Source organism: Streptomyces sp. NPDC093111 (assembly GCF_040683955.1).
Taxonomy (GTDB): Bacteria; Actinomycetota; Actinomycetes; order Streptomycetales; family Streptomycetaceae; genus Streptomyces.
In genome coordinates this window covers 108,636-129,582 of sequence record NZ_JBFBNW010000003.1, presented here as the reverse complement: position 1 = coordinate 129,582, position 20,947 = coordinate 108,636, and the positions used below count along the sequence as shown (strand labels likewise).

General features: G+C 70.8%; 21 protein-coding genes. 12 read left to right on the top strand and 9 right to left on the bottom strand.

Annotation, left to right across the window (positions count from 1 at the left end):
- Positions 1–14 precede the first annotated feature (14 nt).
- The 5 genes from pgl to tkt are packed head-to-tail and all read right to left on the bottom strand — an operon-like array spanning position 15 to position 6,611.
- Positions 15–797, bottom strand: coding sequence for a 6-phosphogluconolactonase (pgl, locus tag AB0Q96_RS05420; protein ID WP_365321913.1), 783 nt, complete (start codon positions 795–797; stop codon positions 15–17).
- Positions 794–1,834 (bottom strand): glucose-6-phosphate dehydrogenase assembly protein OpcA, encoded by a 1,041-nt coding sequence (gene opcA / locus AB0Q96_RS05415; protein WP_365321911.1) that lies wholly within the window; start codon positions 1,832–1,834, stop codon positions 794–796. Before opcA ends, pgl begins: the two co-directional genes overlap by 4 nt.
- Positions 1,831–3,363, bottom strand: coding sequence for a glucose-6-phosphate dehydrogenase (gene zwf, locus AB0Q96_RS05410; protein WP_132918533.1), 1,533 nt, complete (start codon positions 3,361–3,363; stop codon positions 1,831–1,833). Before zwf ends, opcA begins: the two co-directional genes overlap by 4 nt.
- 5 nt (positions 3,364–3,368) lie before the next feature.
- Positions 3,369–4,487 carry a transaldolase gene (gene tal, locus AB0Q96_RS05405; protein WP_365321909.1) on the bottom strand — a complete coding sequence of 373 codons (1,119 nt, stop codon included), beginning with the start codon at positions 4,485–4,487 and terminating at the stop codon, positions 3,369–3,371.
- Positions 4,488–4,523: 36 nt separating this feature from the next.
- Positions 4,524–6,611, bottom strand: coding sequence for a transketolase (gene tkt / locus AB0Q96_RS05400; protein ID WP_365321907.1), 2,088 nt, complete (start codon positions 6,609–6,611; stop codon positions 4,524–4,526).
- Positions 6,612–6,960: 349 nt separating this feature from the next.
- On the opposite strand from tkt, the gene AB0Q96_RS05395 reads away from it, so the two are divergent.
- The 3 genes from AB0Q96_RS05395 to AB0Q96_RS05385 all read left to right on the top strand — a co-directional run bounded on the left by AB0Q96_RS05395 (position 6,961) and on the right by AB0Q96_RS05385 (position 9,354).
- Positions 6,961–7,908, top strand: a complete 948-nt coding sequence (locus tag AB0Q96_RS05395; RefSeq protein WP_365321905.1) for a heme o synthase — start codon at positions 6,961–6,963, stop codon at positions 7,906–7,908.
- A gap of 101 nt (positions 7,909–8,009) precedes the next feature.
- Positions 8,010–8,330 (top strand): hypothetical protein, encoded by a 321-nt coding sequence (locus AB0Q96_RS05390; RefSeq protein WP_365321903.1) that lies wholly within the window; start codon positions 8,010–8,012, stop codon positions 8,328–8,330.
- 103 nt (positions 8,331–8,433) lie between these two features.
- A complete protein-coding gene (locus AB0Q96_RS05385; protein WP_365321901.1) occupies positions 8,434–9,354 on the top strand; it encodes an Imm49 family immunity protein in 921 nt (306 codons plus the stop codon).
- A 73-nt stretch (positions 9,355–9,427) separates the two neighbouring features.
- Here the strand turns inward: AB0Q96_RS05385 and AB0Q96_RS05380 are convergent, their stop codons facing one another.
- The 3 genes from AB0Q96_RS05380 to AB0Q96_RS05370 form a co-directional block, all read right to left on the bottom strand.
- Positions 9,428–10,396, bottom strand: a complete 969-nt coding sequence (locus tag AB0Q96_RS05380; protein ID WP_365322474.1) for a COX15/CtaA family protein — start codon at positions 10,394–10,396, stop codon at positions 9,428–9,430.
- 107 nt (positions 10,397–10,503) lie between these two features.
- Entirely contained in the window at positions 10,504–11,271 is a 768-nt protein-coding gene (locus AB0Q96_RS05375; RefSeq protein ID WP_365321899.1) for an ABC transporter permease, read from the bottom strand.
- Entirely contained in the window at positions 11,268–12,203 is a 936-nt protein-coding gene (locus AB0Q96_RS05370) for an ABC transporter ATP-binding protein (RefSeq protein ID WP_365321897.1), read from the bottom strand. The genes AB0Q96_RS05375 and AB0Q96_RS05370 overlap by 4 nt, the downstream gene beginning before the upstream one ends.
- A 111-nt stretch (positions 12,204–12,314) precedes the next feature.
- On the opposite strand from AB0Q96_RS05370, the gene AB0Q96_RS05365 reads away from it, so the two are divergent.
- The 9 genes from AB0Q96_RS05365 to AB0Q96_RS05325 all read left to right on the top strand — a co-directional run bounded on the left by AB0Q96_RS05365 (position 12,315) and on the right by AB0Q96_RS05325 (position 19,764).
- Positions 12,315–13,091 carry a formate/nitrite transporter family protein gene (locus tag AB0Q96_RS05365; protein ID WP_365321895.1) on the top strand — a complete coding sequence of 259 codons (777 nt, stop codon included), beginning with the start codon at positions 12,315–12,317 and terminating at the stop codon, positions 13,089–13,091.
- Positions 13,092–13,194: 103 nt separating this feature from the next.
- Positions 13,195–13,932, top strand: coding sequence for a metalloregulator ArsR/SmtB family transcription factor (locus AB0Q96_RS05360; RefSeq protein WP_365321893.1), 738 nt, complete (start codon positions 13,195–13,197; stop codon positions 13,930–13,932).
- The gene (gene sufB / locus AB0Q96_RS05355) at positions 13,929–15,344 is read left to right on the top strand and encodes a Fe-S cluster assembly protein SufB (RefSeq protein WP_329419615.1); all 1,416 of its coding nucleotides are present in this window, start codon (positions 13,929–13,931) and stop codon (positions 15,342–15,344) included. Before AB0Q96_RS05360 ends, sufB begins: the two co-directional genes overlap by 4 nt.
- Before the next feature lie 71 nt (positions 15,345–15,415).
- Positions 15,416–16,597, top strand: coding sequence for a Fe-S cluster assembly protein SufD (gene sufD / locus AB0Q96_RS05350; protein WP_365321891.1), 1,182 nt, complete (start codon positions 15,416–15,418; stop codon positions 16,595–16,597).
- Positions 16,597–16,914, top strand: a complete 318-nt coding sequence (locus AB0Q96_RS05345) for a bifunctional 3-phenylpropionate/cinnamic acid dioxygenase ferredoxin subunit (protein ID WP_361164472.1) — start codon at positions 16,597–16,599, stop codon at positions 16,912–16,914. Before sufD ends, AB0Q96_RS05345 begins: the two co-directional genes overlap by 1 nt.
- A gap of 7 nt (positions 16,915–16,921) precedes the next feature.
- Positions 16,922–17,686, top strand: coding sequence for a Fe-S cluster assembly ATPase SufC (gene sufC / locus AB0Q96_RS05340; RefSeq protein WP_365321889.1), 765 nt, complete (start codon positions 16,922–16,924; stop codon positions 17,684–17,686).
- Positions 17,683–18,951, top strand: coding sequence for a cysteine desulfurase (locus AB0Q96_RS05335; RefSeq protein WP_365321887.1), 1,269 nt, complete (start codon positions 17,683–17,685; stop codon positions 18,949–18,951). Before sufC ends, AB0Q96_RS05335 begins: the two co-directional genes overlap by 4 nt.
- Before the next feature lie 10 nt (positions 18,952–18,961).
- Positions 18,962–19,429: a Fe-S cluster assembly sulfur transfer protein SufU gene (gene sufU / locus AB0Q96_RS05330; RefSeq protein WP_365321885.1), complete on the top strand. Its 468-nt coding sequence runs from the start codon at positions 18,962–18,964 to the stop codon at positions 19,427–19,429.
- The gene (locus AB0Q96_RS05325) at positions 19,426–19,764 is read left to right on the top strand and encodes a metal-sulfur cluster assembly factor (protein WP_362483377.1); all 339 of its coding nucleotides are present in this window, start codon (positions 19,426–19,428) and stop codon (positions 19,762–19,764) included. The genes sufU and AB0Q96_RS05325 overlap by 4 nt, the downstream gene beginning before the upstream one ends.
- Positions 19,765–19,849: 85 nt before the next feature.
- Here the strand turns inward: AB0Q96_RS05325 and AB0Q96_RS05320 are convergent, their stop codons facing one another.
- Entirely contained in the window at positions 19,850–20,914 is a 1,065-nt protein-coding gene (locus AB0Q96_RS05320) for an oxidoreductase (protein ID WP_365321883.1), read from the bottom strand.
- Positions 20,915–20,947: the final 33 nt, after the last annotated feature.

Here is a 20,947-nt window from a genome sequence, read left to right as displayed (position 1 = left end):
TCCGTGACGCGTCCTCAGGCCGTGGCCGGGGGATACAGATCGCGCGGCAGCTCCGAGGCCGCCGCCGAGTCCAGCAGCCACAGCGTGCGCGAGCGGCCGTAGGCGCCCGCCGCCGGGGCCTGCACCTCGCCCGCGCCGGACAGCGCGATGGCCGCGGCCTTCGCCTTGTCCTCGCCGGCCGCGAGCAGCCAGACCTCCTTCGCGGCCCGGATCGCCGGAAGGGTCAGCGAGACCCTGATCGGCGGCGGCTTGGGAGCGCCGTGCACCCCCACCACCGTCCGCTCGGTCTCGCGGACCGCCGGGAGCTCCGGGAAGAGCGAGGCCACGTGCGTGTCCGGGCCGACGCCCAGCATCAGCACGTCGAAGGCGGGCACCCCGGCGCGGTCCTCGGGGCCGGCCGCCGCCGCGAGCTCCGCCGCGTAGGCGGCGGCAGCGGCCTCGACGTCGTTGCCGTACGGGCCGTCCGAGGCCGGCATCGCGTGCACCCGCGCCGGGTCCAGCGGGACGCTGTCGAGCAGCGCCTCACGGGCCTGGGTGACGTTGCGCTCCGGGTCGCCCTCGGGCAGGAAGCGCTCGTCGCCCCACCACAGGTCGAGCCGCGCCCAGTCGACGGCGTCCCGCGCGGGCGCCGCGCGCAGCGCCGCGAGCAGTCCGTTGCCGTTGCGCCCGCCGGTGAGCACCACCGAGGCGCTGCCGCGGGCGGACTGGGCGTCCACGATCTTCGTGATCAGCCGGGCCGCCGCGGCCTGGGCCATCAGCTCCTTGTCACGGTGGACGACGAGCTGAGGGGCGCTCACTTGGCCGCCGCCTTCTTGGCCGGGGCCTTCTTCGCGGTCTTCGCCGCGGGCGCCGCGGCCGGGGCTCCGGCCTCGGGCTCCGTCTCGGCGGCCGGGGCGGTAGTCGCCGCCTCCTCGTCGAGCCGCTCCAGGCCGAACCGCAGCGCCGAGGCGTACGTGTCGTCCGGGTCGAGGCGGCGCAGCTCCTCCGCGATCAGCTCGGACGTCTCGCGGCGCTTGAGCGCCACGCCGCGGTCCGGCTGTCCGTGGATGGAGAGCGTGGCGAGCGAGCCGTCCGGCCGGTCGAGCACGATGGGGCCGCAGCTGGACTCCATCCGCACCGAGGTGAGGCCGGGCCCGGCCGACGTGGCGCGCCGCACCGGGATCTTCAGCCGGTCCGCCAGCCACATGGCGAGCAGCTCGACGCTCGGGTTGAACTCCTCGCCCTCCACCTCGGCCGAGGTGACCTCGCACGCGACCTGGTCGAGCGCGGCGGCCAGCATCGAGCGCCACGGGGTGATCCGGGTCCACGAGAGGTCCGTGTCGCCGGGGGTGTACGCGTCCGCGCGCGCGGTCAGCTCCTGGATGGGCTGCTCGGCGGCGTACGTGTCGGTCACACGGCGCTGGGCGAGGGCGCCCAGCGGGTCGTTCGCCGGGTCGACCGGTGCGTTCACCGGCCACCAGACGACGACGGGCGCGTCCGGCAGCAGCAGCGGCAGCACCACCGACTGGGCGTGGTCGACGACCTCGCCGTACAGCCGGAGCACGACCGTCTCGCCGGTGCTGGCGTCGGCGCCGAGGCGGACCTCGGCGTCGAGTCGCGCCTTGGCGCGGTCCCGCGGGGAGCGCGAGACCCTCTTGATGACGACGAGGGTCCGCGAGGGGTGCTCGCGGGACGCGTCGTTGGCCGCCTTCAGGGCGTCGTAGGCGTTCTCCTCGTCGGTGACGATGACGAGGGTGAGCACCATGCCGACGGCCGGGGTGCCGATGGCCCGCCGCCCGAGCACCAGCGCCTTGTTGATCTTGGAGGACGTGGTGTCCGTCAGGTCGGTCTTCATGGCCGGCGCCAGCTCCTGCCGTCTCGTGCGAGCATCTCGTCCGCCTCGACCGGACCCCAGGTCCCGGACTGGTACTGCGCGGGCTTGCCGTGCTTGTCCCAGAACTGCTCGATCGGGTCGAGGATCTTCCAGGACAGCTCGACCTCCTCGACACGCGGGAAGAGGTTGGAGTCGCCGAGCAGGACGTCGAGGATGAGCCGCTCGTAGGCCTCGGGGCTGGACTCGGTGAAGGACTCGCCGTAGGCGAAGTCCATCGAGACGTCCCGGACCTCCATCTGCGTGCCCGGCACCTTGGAGCCGAACCGCATGGTGACGCCCTCGTCCGGCTGGACGCGGATGACGAGCGCGTTCTGGCCGAGCTCCTCCGTCGCCGTCTGGTCGAAGGGGGAGTGCGGGGCGCGCTGGAAGACCACCGCGATCTCGGTGACCCGCCGGCCGAGCCGCTTGCCGGTGCGCAGGTAGAAGGGGACGCCCGCCCAGCGGCGGTTGTCGATCTCCACCTTGATGGCGGCGTAGGTGTCGGTCTTCGACTGCGGGTCGATGCCGTCTTCCTGGAGGTAGCCGACGGCCTTCTCGCCGCCCTGCCACCCGGCCGCGTACTGGCCGCGCACCGTGGACTTGCCCAGGTCCTTCGGCAGCTTCACCGCGCCGAGCACCTTGGTCTTCTCCGCGGCGAGCGCGTCGGCGTCGAAGGAGGCGGGCTCCTCCATCGCGGTCAGCGCCAGGAGCTGGAGGAGGTGGTTCTGGATGACGTCACGGGCGGCGCCGATGCCGTCGTAGTACCCGGCCCGGCCGCCGATGCCGATGTCCTCGGCCATGGTGATCTGCACGTGGTCGACGTACGACCGGTTCCAGATCGGCTCGAAGAGGGTGTTGGCGAAGCGGAGCGCCAGGATGTTCTGGACGGTCTCCTTGCCGAGGTAGTGGTCGATGCGGAAGACCGCGTCGGGCGGGAAGACCTCGTGGACGACCTCGTTGAGCTCCTTGGCGGAGGTCAGGTCGTGGCCGAAGGGCTTCTCGATGACCGCACGGCGCCAGGAGCCGTTCTTCTGGTCGGCCAGGCCGTGCTTCTTCAGCTGGCGGACGACCAGGGGGAAGAACTTCGGCGGCACGGACAGGTAGAAGGCGAAGTTGCCGCCGGTGCCCTGCGCCTTGTCCAGCTCCTCGATGGTGGTCTTCAGCTGGTCGAAGGCGTCGTCGTCGTCGAAGTCGCCCTGGACGAAGCGCATCCCCTGGATCAGCTGCTGCCACACCTCCTCGCGGAACGGGGTGCGGGCGTGCTGCTTGACGGCGTCGTGGACCTCCTGTGCGAAGTCCTCGTCCTGCCACTCGCGACGGGCGAAGCCGATCAGCGAGAAGCCCGGCGGGAGCAGACCGCGGTTGGCGAGGTCGTAGACCGCGGGCATGAGCTTCTTGCGGGACAGATCGCCCGTGACACCGAAGATCACCAGACCCGACGGCCCCGCGATGCGCGGGAGCCGTCGGTCTGCGGCGTCACGGAGCGGGTTCGCTCCGGTGACTGCGCTCAAGGTGATTACGCCTCCGAAGGTGCGCGGCGGGCGAGCTCCGCCTCGGTCGACTTGAGCAGGTCGTTCCAGGCGGCCTCGAACTTGTCGACGCCCTCGTCCTCGAGGAGCTGGACGACCTCGTCGTAGGAGATGCCCAGCTTCGCCACGGCGGCGAGGACCGAGCGGGACTCCTCGTACGTGCCACGGATCGTGTCGCCGACGACCTGGCCGTGGTCGGCGGTGGCCTCCAGGGTGGCCTCCGGCATGGTGTTCACCGTGCCCGGGGCGACCAGGTCGTCCACGTACAGGGTGTCCTTGTACGCGGGGTCCTTGACGCCGGTCGAGGCCCACAGCGGGCGCTGCTTGTTGGCGTGCGCCTTGTCGAGGGCGGCCCAGCGCTCGGAGCCGAAGACCTCCTCGTACGCCTCGTAGGCGAGACGCGCGTTGGCCAGGGCGGACTTGCCCTTGAGGGCCTTGGCCTCGTCGGTGCCGAGGACGTCGAGGCGCTTGTCGATCTCGGTGTCCACGCGGGACACAAAGAAGGACGCCACGGAGTGGATCTTCGAGAGGTCCAGGCCGCGCTCGCGGGCCTTCTCCAGGCCCGCCAGGTAGGCGTCCATGACCTCGCGGTAACGCTCCAGCGAGAAGATCAGCGTCACGTTGACGCTGATGCCGAGGCCGATGACCTCGGTGATCGCCGGCAGACCCGCCTTGGTGGCCGGGATCTTGATGAGCGTGTTGGGACGGTCGACCAGCCAGGCCAGCTGCTTGGCCTCGGCGACGGTGGGAGCCGTCTGGTGGGCCAGCCGCGGGTCGACCTCGATGGAGACCCGGCCGTCCTGGCCCTCGGTCGCGTCGAAGACGGGGCGCAGGATGTCGGCGGCGTCGCGCACGTCCGCCGTCGTGATCATCCGGATGGCCTCGTCCACGGTCACCTTGCGGACGGCGAGGTCGACGAGCTGCTGCTCGTAACCGTCGCCCGAGGTGATCGCCTTCTGGAAGATGGACGGGTTGGTGGTCACACCCACCACGTGGCTCTGGTCGATGAGCTCGGCCAGGTTGCCGGACGTGATCCGCTTGCGCGAGAGATCGTCCAGCCAGATCGCGACGCCTTCGTCGGAGAGGCGCTTGAGAGCGTCTGTCATGGGAATTGCATCTCCATTAAGTCGTACGTATGGGCGTCAGCGCGCGGCGGCGGCGAGGGATTCCCGGGCGGCGGCGACGATCGCCTCCGGCGTGAAGCCGAACTCGCGGAACAGCACCTTCGCGTCGGCCGAGGCACCGAAGTGCTCCAGCGAGACGATCCGGCCGGCGTCGCCGACGTACTTGTGCCAGGTCAGGCCGATCCCGGCCTCGACCGCGACCCGCGCCTTGACGGCCGGCGGCAGGACCGAGTCCTTGTACGCCTGCTCCTGCTCCTCGAACCACTCCACCGACGGCATCGAGACCACGCGGGTCGGGACGCCGGCGGCCTGCAGCTGCTCCCGGGCCTCGACGGCCAGGTGCACCTCGGAACCGGTCGCGATCAGCACCAGCTGCGCCTCGCCGCCGTCGGCCTCGAACAGCACGTAGCCGCCCTTCGCCGCGTCCTCGTTCGGCGCGTACGTCGGCACGCCCTGGCGGGTGAGGGCCAGACCGTGCGGGGCGCCCTTGCCGAACACCTTGGTGTGACGCTTCATGATCTCGCGCCAGGCGATCGCCGTCTCGTTGGCGTCGGCCGGGCGGACCACGTTCAGACCGGGGATGGCGCGCAGCGAGGCCAGGTGCTCCACCGGCTGGTGGGTCGGGCCGTCCTCGCCGAGGCCGATCGAGTCGTGCGTCCACACGTACGTCACCGGGAGGTGCATCAGCGCGGACAGGCGCACGGCGTTGCGCATGTAGTCGGAGAACACCAGGAAGGTGCCGCCGTAGATGCGCGTGTTGCCGTGCAGGGCGATGCCGTTCATCTCCGCGGCCATGGAGTGCTCGCGGATGCCGAAGTGGATCGTCCGGCCGTACTTGTCCGCCTCGGGGAGCGGGTTGCCCTCCGGGAGGAAGGAGGACGTCTTGTCGATCGTGGTGTTGTTGGAGCCGGCGAGGTCGGCCGAGCCGCCCCACAGCTCCGGGATCACCGCGCCGAGCGCCTGGAGGACCTTGCCGGACGCCGCACGCGTCGCGACACCCTGGCCCGCCTCGAAGACCGGGAGCTTGTCCTCCCAGCCGGCCGGCAGCTCGTTGGCCTCGATGCGGTCGAACTCGGCCGCCCGGTCCGGGTTGGCGGTACGCCACTCGGCCAGCGACTTCTCCCAGGCGGCGCGGGCCTCGCGGCCGCGGTCGCCGAGGGAGCGGGTGTGCGTGATGACCTCGTCGGTGACCTCGAAGGTCTGCTCCGGGTCGAAGCCGAGGACGCGCTTGGTGGCCGCGATCTCCGCGTCGCCGAGGGCCGAGCCGTGCGCGGCCTCGGTGTTCTGGGCGTTCGGCGCCGGCCAGGCGATGATCGAGCGCATCGCGATGAAGGAGGGGCGCTCGGTCTCGGCCTCGGCGGCCTTGACCGCGGCGTACAGGGCGGCCGGGTCCAGGTCGCCGTTGGCCTGCGGCTCCACGCGCTGGACGTGCCAGCCGTAGGCCTCGTACCGCTTCATGGTGTCCTCGGACACGGCGGTCTCGGTGTCGCCCTCGATCGAGATGTGGTTGTCGTCCCACAGCAGGATCAGGTTGCCCAGCTTCTGGTGCCCGGCGAGCGAGGACGCCTCGGCGGAGATGCCCTCCTGGAGGCAGCCGTCGCCGGCGATCACGTACACGTGGTGATCGAACGGAGAGGCGCCCTGGGCGGCCTCCGGGTCGAACAGGCCGCGCTCGTAGCGCGCGGCCATGGCCATGCCCACGGCGTTGGCGACACCCTGGCCCAGCGGGCCGGTGGTCGTCTCCACGCCGGCCGTGTGGCCGTACTCCGGGTGACCCGGAGTCTTGGAGCCCCAGGTGCGGAAGGCCTTCAGGTCGTCGAGCTCGAGACCGAAGCCGCCCAGGTACAGCTGGGTGTAGAGGGTCAGGGACGAGTGCCCGGCGGAGAGCACGAAGCGGTCGCGGCCCACCCACTCCGGGTCGGCCGGGTCGTGCCGCATCACCTTCTGGAAGAGGGTGTACGCGGCGGGCGCGAGGCTCATCGCCGTACCGGGATGGCCGTTGCCTACCTTCTGCACGGCGTCGGCGGCAAGGATGCGGGCGGTGTCCACGGCCCGCTGGTCCAGTTCGGTCCACTCGAGGTCTGTGGTCGTCGGCTTAGTGCTCACCCTGAGTCAGGGCTCCTCTCCGCATGTCTGTAGCCGGTGACTGAGGGTGTCCCGGCGATGTCGAGCCTACCCCCGGAATTCGTCCCTCTTTTCGTGTTCATGCCGCTCATATGTGCGCTCACAGCAAAGACTGCCGGGCCTTGCGGGACTTCGCCTCCCGAGCCGGACACGGGGGTGTCCCACCCCTTGGGACGTACCCCTGTCGCGGCCGCGTGTGGGTCCCGCCAACACGACCCCACCCCCGCGAAGATCGGCGTATGGGCAACGTCTACAGTGGCGTGGTACGCGCAAGTCTTCACCCCGTCTTCATCCGGGGAGCTTGCTGGGAATTTCTCTGTCAGGGGTGTGCGTGACGGCCGTCGAGTCCCGACCCGCAGGGGTCGTCTTGACTCCCAGCCCGGGAGGCCATCGGCCGTTCGGGGCCCGCGTCAAGGCATTCGTGGCGCTGACCAAGCCGCGGATCATCGAGCTGCTGCTCATCACCACCGTTCCGGTGATGTTCCTCGCCGAGCAGGGCGTGCCCGATCTGTGGCTGGTGCTCGCCACGTGTTTCGGCGGATACCTGTCGGCGGGTGGCGCAAACGCGCTGAACATGTACATCGACCGCGACATCGACGCGCTGATGGACCGCACGTCACAGCGTCCGCTGGTCACCGGCGTGCTCACTCCGCGTGAGGGCCTGGTCTTCGGTCTCACCCTCGCGGTGGTCTCCACGCTCTGGTTCGGCCTGCTCGTCAACTGGCTGTCCGCGGCGCTCTCGCTCGGCGCGCTCCTCTTCTACGTCGTGGTCTACACGATGATCCTCAAGCGGCGCACCGCCCAGAACATCGTCTGGGGCGGCATCGCCGGCTGCCTGCCCGTGCTCATCGGCTGGTCGGCCGTCACGAACTCGATGTCGTGGGCCGCGATCATCCTCTTCCTCGTCATCTTCTTCTGGACGCCGCCGCACTACTGGCCGCTGTCGATGAAGGTGAAGGACGACTACGCCCGCGCGGGCGTGCCGATGCTGCCGGTGCTCGCCTCCAACAAGGTCGTCGCCAAGCAGATCGTGGTCTACAGCTGGATCATGGTCGCCGTCTCCCTGCTGCTGACCCCGCTGGGCTACACCGGCTGGTTCTACACCGCGGTGGCGCTGGCGACCGGCGGCTGGTGGCTCTGGGAGGCGCACGCCCTGCTGCACCGCGCCAAGGCGGGCGCCCAGGGCGCCAAGCTGAAGGAGATGCGCCTCTTCCACTGGTCCATCACCTATGTGTCGCTGCTCTTCGTGGCGGTCGCGGTGGACCCCTTCCTGCGCTGAGGCGCCCTCGCGCATCGCTCCGGTGGACGGCCGGGGTGCGTGGCCCACGCCACGTGCTCCGGCCGTCGCCAGTTGATCTACCCGCGAGTAGCATCCTTGCCATGGCAGACACGAAGCAGACGGAGCGCAGGGCGGCCAAGCTGGCCAAGGAGATCCAGGCGTTCGCCGGCAAGCACGGCGGCGCCGAGGGACAGCTCGCCCACATCGGCCAGGCGGGGACCCGGGTCGTCCTCGTCGGCGAGGACGGCGGCTGGGGCGACCTGGTGGCCCCGACGTTCGAGACCGCCCGGCTGGCGGCCGAGAAGGCCGGCCTCACGCTGCACGACGAGTTCGACGGCGAGTTCGCCGCCAAGGTCGTCACGGGCCCGTACGAGTGGACCCGGATGGCGGGCATCCAGGTCGGCGGCCCGGCGAACGGCTGACGCCCTGAGGCGACGACCTCGCGCCGACGCCCCCACCGCGCTGTCAGTGGCCGCTGATAGCTTCGGGTCCCAGCGAACGGATCATGGGGGAGGCGGCGAAGCCGTGCGTGACGTGACGAGCCACGAGGTCGACCGGGAACGGATCGAGCGGGCCCTGGAGGGCATCCGCAGCCGGACCTTCGGACACTGGCACGACTTCCGCTACGGCGGGGGAGTGTCGCTCAGCGGCCTGGCGAAGGCGCGCGACGAGCTCCTCGACTACGTCGGGGCGTGCTCCGTGGCGGGCCCCGGGCCCGACGGGACGGACCCGCGCCGGGCGCTGTTCACCGCGGCCGAGTGCGCCGTCGGGGCGCTCGGTCTCGGCTGCTTCCCCGAGGGCGACTGGGACGTCCGCTTCCCCCTCGTCGACGAGACGCTGAGCAGCGACGAGCAGCTGTTCGACGAGGGCTGGGACGCGGCGCACGAGGTGCCCACCGCGCGGACCTGGACCGAGACCTTCGCGCTCTGCCTGCTCGGCGGGACGCTCTGGACGCCGCGACGGGTGGTGGGACCGCTGCTCCACGCGGACTACGCGCCCGCGATCCGCTCGGGGGTCCCGTACTCGCGCTTCGACTCCGTCTCCCGGCCGGCCGAGCTCGCCGAGATGGACGCCCTCTGCGCCTATCTGAGCGCGGACGAGTCCTGGGGGCGGCCCGTCCCGCTGCGGCTGCCGGACGCCGAGCAGCGGGCGGCGTCGGCGCGGGCGCTCGACGCGGCGGGGGAGCTCGACCCCGACCAGCGGCTGCTGCGGGTCCTGCTCGACGCCGACCGCGACGCCTTCGACCGGGCCCTCGCGGCCCGCCTCGACGCGCATCGCGAGAGCGCCGGGGCGGCGGGGGACGAGACCCCCGGAAGCCTGCTGCCGGTCCGGACGGCGGCCCTGGCCGCCCTCGCCCGGCAGGTCCACGGCTGGGCACCGGGCGTGCGCTCCGCCTACCTGCCCGACGCGCTGCTGGCCGAGCCGGCGCGGGAGACCGTGGGCTAGGGCCTGTCCGGCGGATCATGGCCGGGGTCGCGGCGTTCCCGGGCCCCGGACGGGCCCGGGAACGGGCTCAGGCTCAGGCCGAGGTGAGTGCCGCGTCCGGCTGGGCCGGGATCGGGGCCGTGGCCACCGGGCGCTCGCGCAGGCTCAGGGCGAGTCGCAGGACGGCGATCCACATCAGCGAGGAGCCGAGCATGTGCGCGGCGACCATGACCTCGGGGACGCCCGTGAAGTACTGGACGTAGCCGACGGCGCCCTGCGCGAGCAGCACGATCAGCAGGTCGCGGGCGCGCGCCCGGGTGTCGTCGGGGGCGTCCACCACGCGCAGGACCAGCCACATGGCGACGGCCAGGGCGCAGACCGCCCAGGCGGCGATGGCGTGGATGTGGGCCGCGTTCGTCCAGTCCCACGGCATGCGCGGCACGTCGCTGGAGTCACCGGCGTGCTTGCCGGCGCCCGTCACCGTGGTGCCGAGGGCGATGAGCAGCGCGGAGACCAGGACGATCGCCCAGGACAGCTTGCGCACCGGGCCCGGGACGCGCGGCTTCGGGGAGCCGTCGCCCTCGCCGGTGCGGTGCCAGGTGATCACGGCCACGGTGAGGAGCGCGTTCGCGGCGAGGAAGTGGCCGGCGACCGTCCACGGGTTGAGGCCCATCCACACCGTGATGCCGCCGATGACGGCATTGCTCATCACGATCCAGAACTGGGCCCAGCCGAGCCGGGTGAGGGCGCGCCGCCGCGGCTTGGTGGAGCGGGCGGCGGTGATCGCCCAGCCGACCGCCGCCGACAGGACGTAGGTCAGCATGCGGTTGCCGAACTCGACGAAGCCGTGGAAGCCCTGCTCCGCGGTGACGATGAGGCTGTCGTCCGTGCACTTGGGCCAGGTGTCGCAGCCGAGACCGGAGCCGGTCAGCCGGACCGCGCCGCCGGTGACGATGATGACCACGCTCATCACGACGGCGGAGAGCGCGGCGCGCCGGAGCGTCCGGGGGGACGGGGTCCAGCGCTGGGCGATGAAGGCGAGGGGGGTCAGCACGGGCCCTATCGTAGGCACGGGCTTGTGCGCGTTTTCACGAGGGGTGCGTTACGGGCTTTTGCGCCGCGAAACGTCACCGGACGCTCACCCTCGGCGCCCGCCGCCCCGTCGCCGGCTCACTCCCAGCGGAAGAAGCGGGCCGCCGCGCCGAGCCCCAGCACCGCCCAGACCGCGAGGATCAGCGCGTCGCCCCAGGGCAGTGTCGCGCCGTGCTGGAGCACGTCCCGCAGGCCGTCGGAGAGCGCCGAGATGGGCAGCAGCTCCAGGACCGAGCGGGCCGCCTCCGGGAAGCGGTCCAGCGGCACGATCACCCCGCCGCCCACCAGGAGCAGCAGGAAGACCAGGTTCGCCGCGGCCAGCGTCGCCTCCGCCTTCAGGGTGCCGGCCATCAGCAGGCCGAGCCCCGAGAAGGCCGCGGTGCCGAGGACGAGCAGCACCAGGACCGAGAACGGGTCGCCCTGCGGCGACCAGCCGAGCCCCAGCGCGATCGCCGTCAGGAGCGCCACCTGGAGCACCTCGGTGACCAGCACCGACAGCGTCTTGGCGGTCATCAGCGCCCAGCGCGGCAGCGGCGAGGCGCCGAGCCGCTTGAGCACCCCGTAGCGGCGCTCGAAGCCGGTCGCGATGGCCTGCCCGGTGAAGGCGGTGGACATCACGGCCAGCGCGAGGACGCCCGGGGCGAGGAAGTCGACGGCCTTGTCCGAGCCCGTGTCGACGACGTCCACCGTCGAGAAGAGCACGAGCAGCAGGGAGGGGATGATCACCGTGAGGAGCAGCTGCTCGCCGTTGCGCAGCAGCATCCGGGTCTCCAGCGCGGTCTGCGCGGCGATCATCCGGCCGACGGGCGCGGCCCCCGGCTTCGGCGCGTACGTACCCGTGCTCATCCGCGCAGCTCCTTGCCGGTCAGTTCGAGGAAGACGTCTTCGAGGGTGTGCCGCTCGACCGAGATCCGGTCCGGCATCACGCCGTGCTGCGCGCACCAGCTGGTGACGGTGGCGAGCAGCTGCGGGTCGACCGTGCCGGTGAGCCGGTACGTGCCCGGGGTCGGCTCCGCCGCGGCGGTGCCGTCCGGCAGCGCCTTCAGGAGCGAGCCGAGGTCGAGGCCGGGGCGGCCGGTGAAGCGCAGGGTGTTCTCGGCGCCGCCGCGGCACAGCTCCTCGGGGCTGCCCTGGGCGACGACCCGGCCGGCGTCGACGATCGCGACGTCGTCGGCGAGCTCCTCCGCCTCGTTCATGAAGTGGGTGGTGAGCACGACGGTCACGCCGTCGGCGCGCAGCTCGCGGACCAGCTGCCAGGTGGCGCGGCGGGCCTGCGGGTCGAGTCCGGCGGTCGGCTCGTCGAGGAAGACCAGCTCGGGGCGGCCCACCACGGCCATGGCGAGCGACAGGCGCTGCTGCTGGCCGCCGGAGAGGCGCCGATAGGTGGTCCGGCCGCAGGAGCCGAGGCCGAGGCGCTCGATCAGGGCGTCCACGTCCAGCGGGTGCGCGTGCAGCTTCGCCATGTGGCGCAGCATCTCGTCGGCGCGGGCGCCGGAGTAGACGCCGCCGGACTGGAGCATCACGCCGATCCGGGGGCGCAGTGCCGGGGCGTCGGCGACCGGGTCGAGGCCGAGGACGCGCACGGTGCCGGCGTCCGGCCTCCGGTAGCCCTCGCAGGTCTCGACGGTGGTGGTCTTGCCGGCGCCGTTGGGGCCGAGGACGGCGGTGACGGTGCCGGTCCGGACATCGAGGTCGAGGCCGTCGACGGCGGTCTTCGTCCCGTACCGCTTGACCAGGCCCCGGACCCGGACGGCGGACTCGACGGACTCGTTTCGCATGCCGGGAAGTCTAGAGAGGGGGCGAAGGTCCCTCCGGCGCGGGGCCCGGGTCCCTAGAGAAGGGACCTTTACGCGCGCTTCGCCGCCGCGGCCGGATCTAGCGTCGACAGAGTGATCAGTGTGGCGGAGAACCTGCGGGAGACGGTCGGACAGGCCGAGCACAAGGCGCACGAGCTGGCGCGCCCCGGCCGGTACGCGGTCTCGGCGGTGTTGGCCGGCGCGTACATCGGCGTGGGCGAGGTGCTGCTGCTGGTCGCGATCTCGCCGTTCGTGGCCGAGCACTCGGCGGCGGTGAAGCTGCTGGAGGGGGCGGTCTTCCCGATCGCGCTGACGATCGTGATGTTCGCGGGGGCGCAGCTCTTCACCAGCAACGTGATGGTGATGCTGCTGGGCGCGCTGTCCGGCCGTACGGGCTGGAAGGACCTGGCGGGCAGCTGGGCGCTGTCGCTGGGCGGGAACCTCGTCGGGGCCTTCGTCTTCGGGGCGATGGTGCACGCCTCCGGGGTGCTGTCGGCGCCGTCGGCGAAGGCGATGCTCGCGGAGATGGTGGCCGGCAAGGAGGCGCTGGGCGGCGGGCAGCTGTTCTGGCGGGCGGTGCTCTGCAACCTGCTCGTGTGCCTCGGGGTCTGGATGTTCTACCGGGCCCGCGGCGACGCGGCGAAGCTGTTCGTGCTGTGGCTGCCGGTGCTCGTGTTCGTGGCGGTGGGTTTCGAGCACTGCGTGGCGAACATGGCCCTGTTCTCCCTCGCGATCCTCGACGGAACGGCCGGTTTCGGCGATCTGCTGCGCAACCTGATCTTCACCGTGCCGGGCAACATCGTGGGCGGAGGAGTGCTGGTGGGCGGCTCGTACTGGTTCACCGGACGGCCGGAAACGTCCTACGAATGATCATTTCCGCAGGTCAGGTAAGCCTTACCTGAGTGATGCACCCCACCGTGACCGGTCCGGGCGCGGCTTGTCACTCCCCGATTAATTACGCAACAATGGCGTTGTGAAAAACGTTGGCGCGGCTCCGGTGGAGGAACTCGCGACCCGAGAGCGTTCCACGCGCAACCGGGTCGCGCGGTCGATCCTTGACCACGGGCCCTCGACCGTCGCCGACCTCGCCGAGCGGCTCGGCCTCACCCAGGCCGCCGTCCGCCGCCACCTCGACTCGCTGGTCGCCGACTCCGTCGTCGAGGCCCGCGAGAAGCGCGTCTACGGGACCCGCACCCGCGGCCGCCCCGCGAAGGTCTTCGCGCTCACCGACTGCGGCCGTGACGCCTTCGACCAGTCGTACGACTCCCTGGCCGTCGAGGCGCTCCGCTGGATCGAGCGCAACGCCGGCGGAGAGGCCGCCGTCGCCGCCTTCGCCCGCGACCGGATCGAGGCCCAGGCCGAGTCGTACCGCGAGGCCGTCGAGGCCGCCGGTCCGCAGGAGCGCACCGAGGCCCTCGCCAAGGCGCTGAGCGCCGACGGGTACGCTGCCACTGCGCGTCACGCGCCGGTCGGCGAGCAGCTCTGCCAGCACCACTGCCCGGTCGCCCACGTCGCCGAGCAGTACCCCCAGCTGTGCGAGGCGGAGACGGAGATCTTCTCCCGCCTCCTCGGGACCCACGTCCAGCGCCTGGCCACCATCGCCCACGGTGACGGCGTCTGCACGACCTTCATCCCGCACGGCGGCCCCCAGGGCCCACAGACCACTTCATCACCTGCATCCGCAAGCACGGCCGGGAGGAACCCCGCATGACCACCGAGATCAGCCACCCCGAGCTCGAGGGCCTGGGTCGGTACGAGTACGGCTGGGCCGACTCGGACGCGGCCGGCGCCACCGCCAAGCGCGGTCTCAACGAGGACGTCGTCCGCGACATCTCCTCGAAGAAGAACGAGCCCGAGTGGATGCTGAAGCTGCGCCTCAAGGGACTGCGGCTCTTCGGCAAGAAGCCCATGCCGACCTGGGGCTCCGACCTCTCCGGCATCGACTTCGACAACATCAAGTACTTCGTGCGGTCCACCGAGAAGCAGGCCGAGTCCTGGGAGGACCTGCCGGAGGACATCAAGAACACGTACGACAAGCTCGGCATCCCGGAGGCCGAGAAGCAGCGCCTCGTCGCCGGTGTCGCCGCGCAGTACGAGTCCGAGGTCGTCTACCACCAGATCCGCGAGGACCTGGAGGAGCAGGGCGTCATCTTCGTCGACACCGACACCGCGCTGAAGGAGCACGAGGAGCTCTTCAAGGAGTACTTCGGCACCGTCATCCCGGTCGGCGACAACAAGTTCGCCTCGCTGAACACGGCCGTGTGGTCCGGCGGCTCGTTCATCTACGTGCCGAAGGGCGTGCACGTCGAGATCCCGCTCCAGGCCTACTTCCGTATCAACACGGAGAACATGGGCCAGTTCGAGCGGACGCTGATCATCGTCGACGAGGACGCCTACGTCCACTACGTCGAGGGCTGCACCGCCCCGATCTACTCCTCCGACTCGCTGCACAGCGCCGTCGTCGAGATCATCGTGAAGAAGGGCGGCCGCTGCCGCTACACGACCATCCAGAACTGGTCGAACAACGTCTACAACCTGGTGACCAAGCGCGCCGTCGCCTACGAGGGCGCCACCATGGAGTGGGTCGACGGCAACATCGGCTCCAAGGTCACCATGAAGTACCCGGCCGTCTACCTGATGGGCGAGCACGCCAAGGGCGAGACCCTGTCCATCGCCTTCGCGGGCGAGGGCCAGCACCAGGACGCCGGCGCCAAGATGGTCCACATGGCCCCGAACACCTCCTCCAACATCGTCTCCAAGTCGGTGGCGCGAGGCGGCGGCCGCACCTCCTACCGCGGTCTCATCGAGATCGGCGAGGGCGCCCCGGGCTCCAAGTCGAACGTCCTGTGCGACGCGCTGCTCGTCGACACGATCTCCCGCTCGGACACGTACCCCTACGTGGACGTGCGCGAGGACGACGTCTCCATGGGCCACGAGGCCACCGTCTCCAAGGTCTCCGAGGACCAGCTCTTCTACCTGATGAGCCGCGGCCTCACCGAGTTCGAGGCGATGGCCATGATCGTCCGCGGCTTCGTCGAGCCCATCGCGAAGGAGCTTCCGATGGAGTACGCGCTGGAGCTCAACCGGCTGATCGAGCTGCAGATGGAAGGCGCGGTCGGCTAAAGCCCCGCCCCGCACCGCCCCGCAGCGACCGATTTTCTTTACGTACGCAGGAAGAGAGCAACACGACAGCCATGGCTGAGGCTCAGAACATCCCCGCGGGCTCCACCACCGCGGGCTCGATCGCGGTGGCCGCCGAGTCCACCGTCGCCACGCGCATGAGCGCCCCGCCGTCCTTCGACGTGGCGGACTTCCCCGTCCCGCACGGCCGCGAGGAGGAGTGGCGCTTCACCCCGCTGGAGCGCCTGCGCGGCCTGCACGACGGCACCGCCGTCGTGTCCGGCGAGGGCGTCCGCGTCGACGTGGAGGCCCCCGAGGGCGTCACCGTGGAGACCGTGGGCCGTGACGACGCGCGTCTCGGCAAGGCCGGCACGCCGGTCGACCGCGTCGCCGCCCAGGCGTACACCTCCTTCGAGAAGGCCTCGGTCGTCACCGTCGCCAAGGAGGCCGTCCTCACCGAGCCGATCCGGATCGCCGTGCACGGCCAGGGCGGCGTCGCCTTCGGCCACCAGGTGATCGAGCTCGGCGCCTTCGCCGAGGCCGTCGTGGTCATCGACCACACGGGTGACGCGGTGCTCGCCGCCAACGTCGACTACGTGCTCGGCGACGGCGCCAAGCTCACCGTGGTCTCCGTCCAGGACTGGGACGAGAAGGCCGTCCACATCGCTCAGCACAACGCGCTGATCGGCCGCGACGCCTCCTTCAAGTCGGTCGTCGTGACCTTCGGCGGCGACGTCGTGCGCATCCACCCGCGCGTCACGTACACCGCCCCCGGCGGCGAGGCCGAGCTCTTCGGCCTGTACTTCACCGACGCCGGGCAGCACCAGGAGCACCGCCTCCTGGTCACCCACAACGTCCCGCACTGCAAGTCCAACGTGGCCTACAAGGGCGCGCTGCAGGGCCAGGACGCCCACGCGGTCTGGATCGGCGACGTCCTCATCGAGGCCGCCGCCGAGGGCACCGACACCTACGAGCTCAACCGGAACCTCGTCCTCACCGACGGCGCCCGGGTCGACTCGGTGCCGAACCTGGAGATCGAGACCGGCGAGATCGCCGGCGCCGGCCACGCCTCCGCCACCGGCCGCTTCGACGACGAGCAGCTCTTCTACCTGATGTCGCGCGGCATCCCGGAGACCGAGGCCCGCCGCCTCGTCGTCCGCGGCTTCTTCGCCGAGCTGGTCCAGCAGATCGGTCTGCCGGACGTCCAGGAGCGCCTGCTGGCCAAGATCGAGGCCGAGCTGGAGGCGTCCGTCTGATGGCCTTCGTCCGCGCCTGTGCGCTGAGCGAGCTGGAGGAGGACACCCCGAAGCGGGTGGAACTCGACGGCACGCCGGTGTCCCTCGTGCACACCGAGGGCGAGGTGTACGCGATCCACGACATCTGCTCGCACGCGAACGTGTCGCTCTCCGAGGGCGAGGTGGAGGACTGCCAGATCGAGTGCTGGCTGCACGGCTCCGCGTTCGACCTGCGCACCGGCAAGCCGTCCGGCCTCCCCGCGACGCGCCCCGTCCCCGTATACCCCGTAAAGATCGAAGGGGACGATGTGCTCGTCTCCGTCACCCAGGAGTCCTGAGTCACCCATGGCAACGCTTGAAATCCACGACCTGCACGTCTCCGTCGAGGCCGAGAACGGTCCGCGCGAGATCCTCAAGGGTGTCGACCTGACCATCAAGCAGGGCGAGACCCACGCCGTCATGGGCCCGAACGGCTCCGGCAAGTCGACCCTGGCGTACTCGCTGGCCGGCCACCCGAAGTACACCGTCACCGGCGGCACCGTCACCCTCGACGGTGAGGACGTCCTGGAGATGTCGGTCGACGAGCGCGCCCGCGCCGGCGTCTTCCTGGCCATGCAGTACCCGGTCGAGGTCCCCGGCGTCTCGGTCTCCAACTTCCTGCGCACCTCCGCCACCGCCGTCCGCGGCGAGGCGCCCAAGCTGCGCACCTGGGTGAAGGAGGTCAAGTCCGCGATGGAGCAGCTCTCCATGGACCCGGCCTTCGCCGAGCGCAACGTCAACGAGGGCTTCTCCGGCGGCGAGAAGAAGCGCCACGAGATCCTCCAGCTCGAACTGCTCAAGCCGAAGATCGCGATCCTCGACGAGACCGACTCCGGCCTCGACGTCGACGCGCTGCGCATCGTCTCCGAGGGCGTCAACCGCGTCCGCGAGAGCGGCGAGGTCGGCACCCTGCTGATCACGCACTACACGCGGATCCTCCGCTACATCAAGCCCGACTTCGTGCACGTCTTCGCGAACGGCCGCATCGTCGAGTCCGGCGGCGCCGAGCTCGCCGACCAGCTGGAGAACGAGGGCTACGACAAGTACGTGAAGGGTGGCGCATCCGCGTGACTTCCGCCCATCCGGGGCTGACCGGCCTCCTCGACACCGAGGCGATCCGCAAGGACTTCCCGCTCCTGGATCGTCTGGTCCACGACGACAAGAAGATCGTCTACCTGGACTCGGCGGCCACCTCGCAGAAGCCGCGCCAGGTCCTCGACGCTCTGAACGCGTACTACGAGCGGCACAACGCCAACGTCCACCGCGGCGTCTACACGGTCGCCGAGGAGGCCACCGCGCTGTACGAGGGCGCCCGCGACAAGGTCGCCGCCTTCATCAACGCGCCGAGCCGCGACGAGGTGATCTTCACCAAGAACGCCTCCGAGTCGCTCAACCTCGTGGCCAACATGCTGGGCTGGGCCGACGAGCCCTACCGCGTGGACCACGAGACCGAGATCGTCATCACGGAGATGGAGCACCACTCCAACATCGTCCCGTGGCAGCTGCTGGGGCAGCGCACCGGCGCGAAGCTGAAGTGGTTCGGTCTCACCGACGACGGCCGGCTCGACCTGTCGAACATCGAGGAACTGATCACGGAGAAGACCAAGGTGGTCTCCTTCACCCTGGTCTCCAACCTCCTCGGCACGATCAACCCGGTCGAGGCGATCATCCGCCGGGCCCAGGAGGTCGGTGCGCTGGTCTGCATCGACGCCTCCCAGGCCGCCCCGCACATGGTGCTCGACGTGCAGGCGCTGCAGGCCGACTTCGTGGCCTTCACCGGCCACAAGATGTGCGGCCCGACCGGCATCGGCGTGCTGTGGGGACGCCAGGAGCTCCTGGAGGACCTGCCGCCGTTCCTCGGTGGCGGCGAGATGATCGAGACCGTCTCGATGCACTCCTCCACCTACGCGCCGGCCCCGCACAAGTTCGAGGCGGGTACGCCCCCGATCGCGCAGGCCGTCGGCCTCGGCGCGGCCGTGGACTACCTGTCGGCGATCGGCATGGAGAACATCGCGCGCCACGAGCACGCGATCACCGAGTACGCCGTCCGGCGCCTCCAGGAGGTTCCGGACCTGCGGATCATCGGCCCCACCACGGCCGAGGACCGCGGCGCGGCGATCTCCTTCACGCTCGGCGACATCCACCCGCACGACGTGGGCCAGGTCCTCGACGAGCAGGGCATCGCGGTCCGGGTCGGCCACCACTGCGCGCGGCCGGTCTGCCTGCGGTACGGAATTCCCGCGACCACGCGAGCGTCGTTCTATCTGTACTCCACCCCGGCCGAGGTCGACGCCCTGGTCGCGGGTCTGGAGCACGTACGGAACTTCTTCGGCTAGGGGACGCCTCGTGAAGCTGGATTCGATGTACCAGGACGTCATCCTGGACCACTACAAGCACCCGCACGGGCGCGGTCTGCGGGACGGCGACGCCGAGGTGCACCACGTCAACCCGACCTGCGGCGACGAGATCACGCTCCGCGTGAAGTACGACGGCTCGCGGATCGAGGACGTGTCGTACGAGGGCCAGGGCTGCTCCATCAGCCAGGCCTCGGCCTCCGTCCTCAACGACCTGCTCGTCGGCAAGGAGCTGGCCGAGGCGCAGAAGATCCAGGGCACCTTCCTGGAGCTGATGCAGTCCAAGGGCCAGCTGGAGCCGGACGACGCGATGGAGGAGATCCTGGAGGACGCGGTCGCGTTCGCCGGTGTCTCGAAGTACCCCGCCCGGGTGAAGTGCGCGCTGCTCAGCTGGATGGCGTGGAAGGACGCGACCGCCCAGGCCCTGGGTGACGGTGTCGCTGAGAGGAAGTCGGCATGACCGAGAACGCCGAGGCCACGATGAAGCCGGCCTCCGAAGAAGAAGTCCGCGAGGCGCTGTACGACGTCGTCGACCCCGAGCTGGGTATCGACGTGGTCAACCTGGGCCTCATCTACGGCATCCACATCGACGAGTCGAACGTGGCGACGCTGGACATGACCCTGACGTCGGCGGCCTGCCCGCTGACCGACGTGATCGAGGACCAGGCGAAGTCCGCCACCGACGGCATCGTCAACGAGCTGAAGATCAACTGGGTCTGGATGCCCCCGTGGGGCCCGGACAAGATCACGGACGACGGCCGCGAGCAGCTGCGCGCGCTCGGGTTCAACGTCTGATCCCGTCCGACGGCACGCGCCGAGGGCCGCACTCCTTTCGGAGTGCGGCCCTCACGCGTGTCCCCGACGTCTCGGAGCAGACGTCTCAGAGCACGCCCGCCGTCTGGGCCAGCACCGGGCCCAGGTTCTCCTTGCGCATGCGCTGGTCCACGTAGAGCAGGGCGGAGACCAGGGGCTGGAGGGGGGCCAGGAGGGCCTGGGAGGCGACGCTGCCGATCAGGACGACGCCCATCACGACGGACATCGAGCCGAGGACCTCGGTGGGGGCGGTGTCGGCGTCGAAGTCCAGCGTCGACATCGGGATCCAGGCGATCAGCGAGAACACCTGCTGGATCGCCCCGCTGACCGCGGCCACGATCGCGGCCGTGGCGATCGTGCAGCCGAAGACGCGCCACCAGGAGCCGCGGACCAGGTCGGCGGAGCGGCGCAGGGCGGTCAGGCCGCCCGTGCCCTCGATGACCGCGGCCGCGGGGGCCAGGCTGAACTTCACCCAGAGCCACAGGCCGAAGGGGACGGTCGCCAGGGCGCCGAGGAGGAACACCAGGCCGGCGACCGCGGGGCCCACGCCCTCGTCGCTCCCGGAGGCGCCGATGCCCGCGATCATGCCGAACAGCATGAGGCCGAAGCCGACGACGAGGAGCAGCACCGGTACGAGCATGGCCAGCATCGACAGGACGACCGCGCTCAGCACCGCGCCCACCCGGGACCAGGCGCGGCGCCAGACGGCCCCGAAGCCCACGGGGCGGCCGAGCACCGCCTCCTGCGCGACGACCGGGGCGGCGGCGTAGACCAGGGCGTTGGCCAGCATCAGGCAGAGCATGGCGGTCAGCCAGACACCGCCGAAGGCGAGGAGCAGCCCCCGGATGTCCGCGCCGTCGGGGTCCTGGCCCTGCGGGAGGTGCGAGAGCCGGTCGACGTTGTCCGACACGGCGTTCCAGGCGACCAGGACCGCGCCGAGGACGAGCACCGTCGCCACCCCGAAGGCGGTCACGGCCACGCCCAGGAGCGGCTTCCAGTAGCGCCCGAGCGCGCTGAACGCGCCGGTCAGGATCTGCCCGAAGGTCAGCGGCACCAGGGGTATGACGCCGGGCTTCGGCGGCGGTGGCGGGGGAGCGTATCCGTATCCGTACGGCCCCGAGGGATTTGTCATGGCCACACGGTAGCGGTCGGCGTCGTTGTGTAC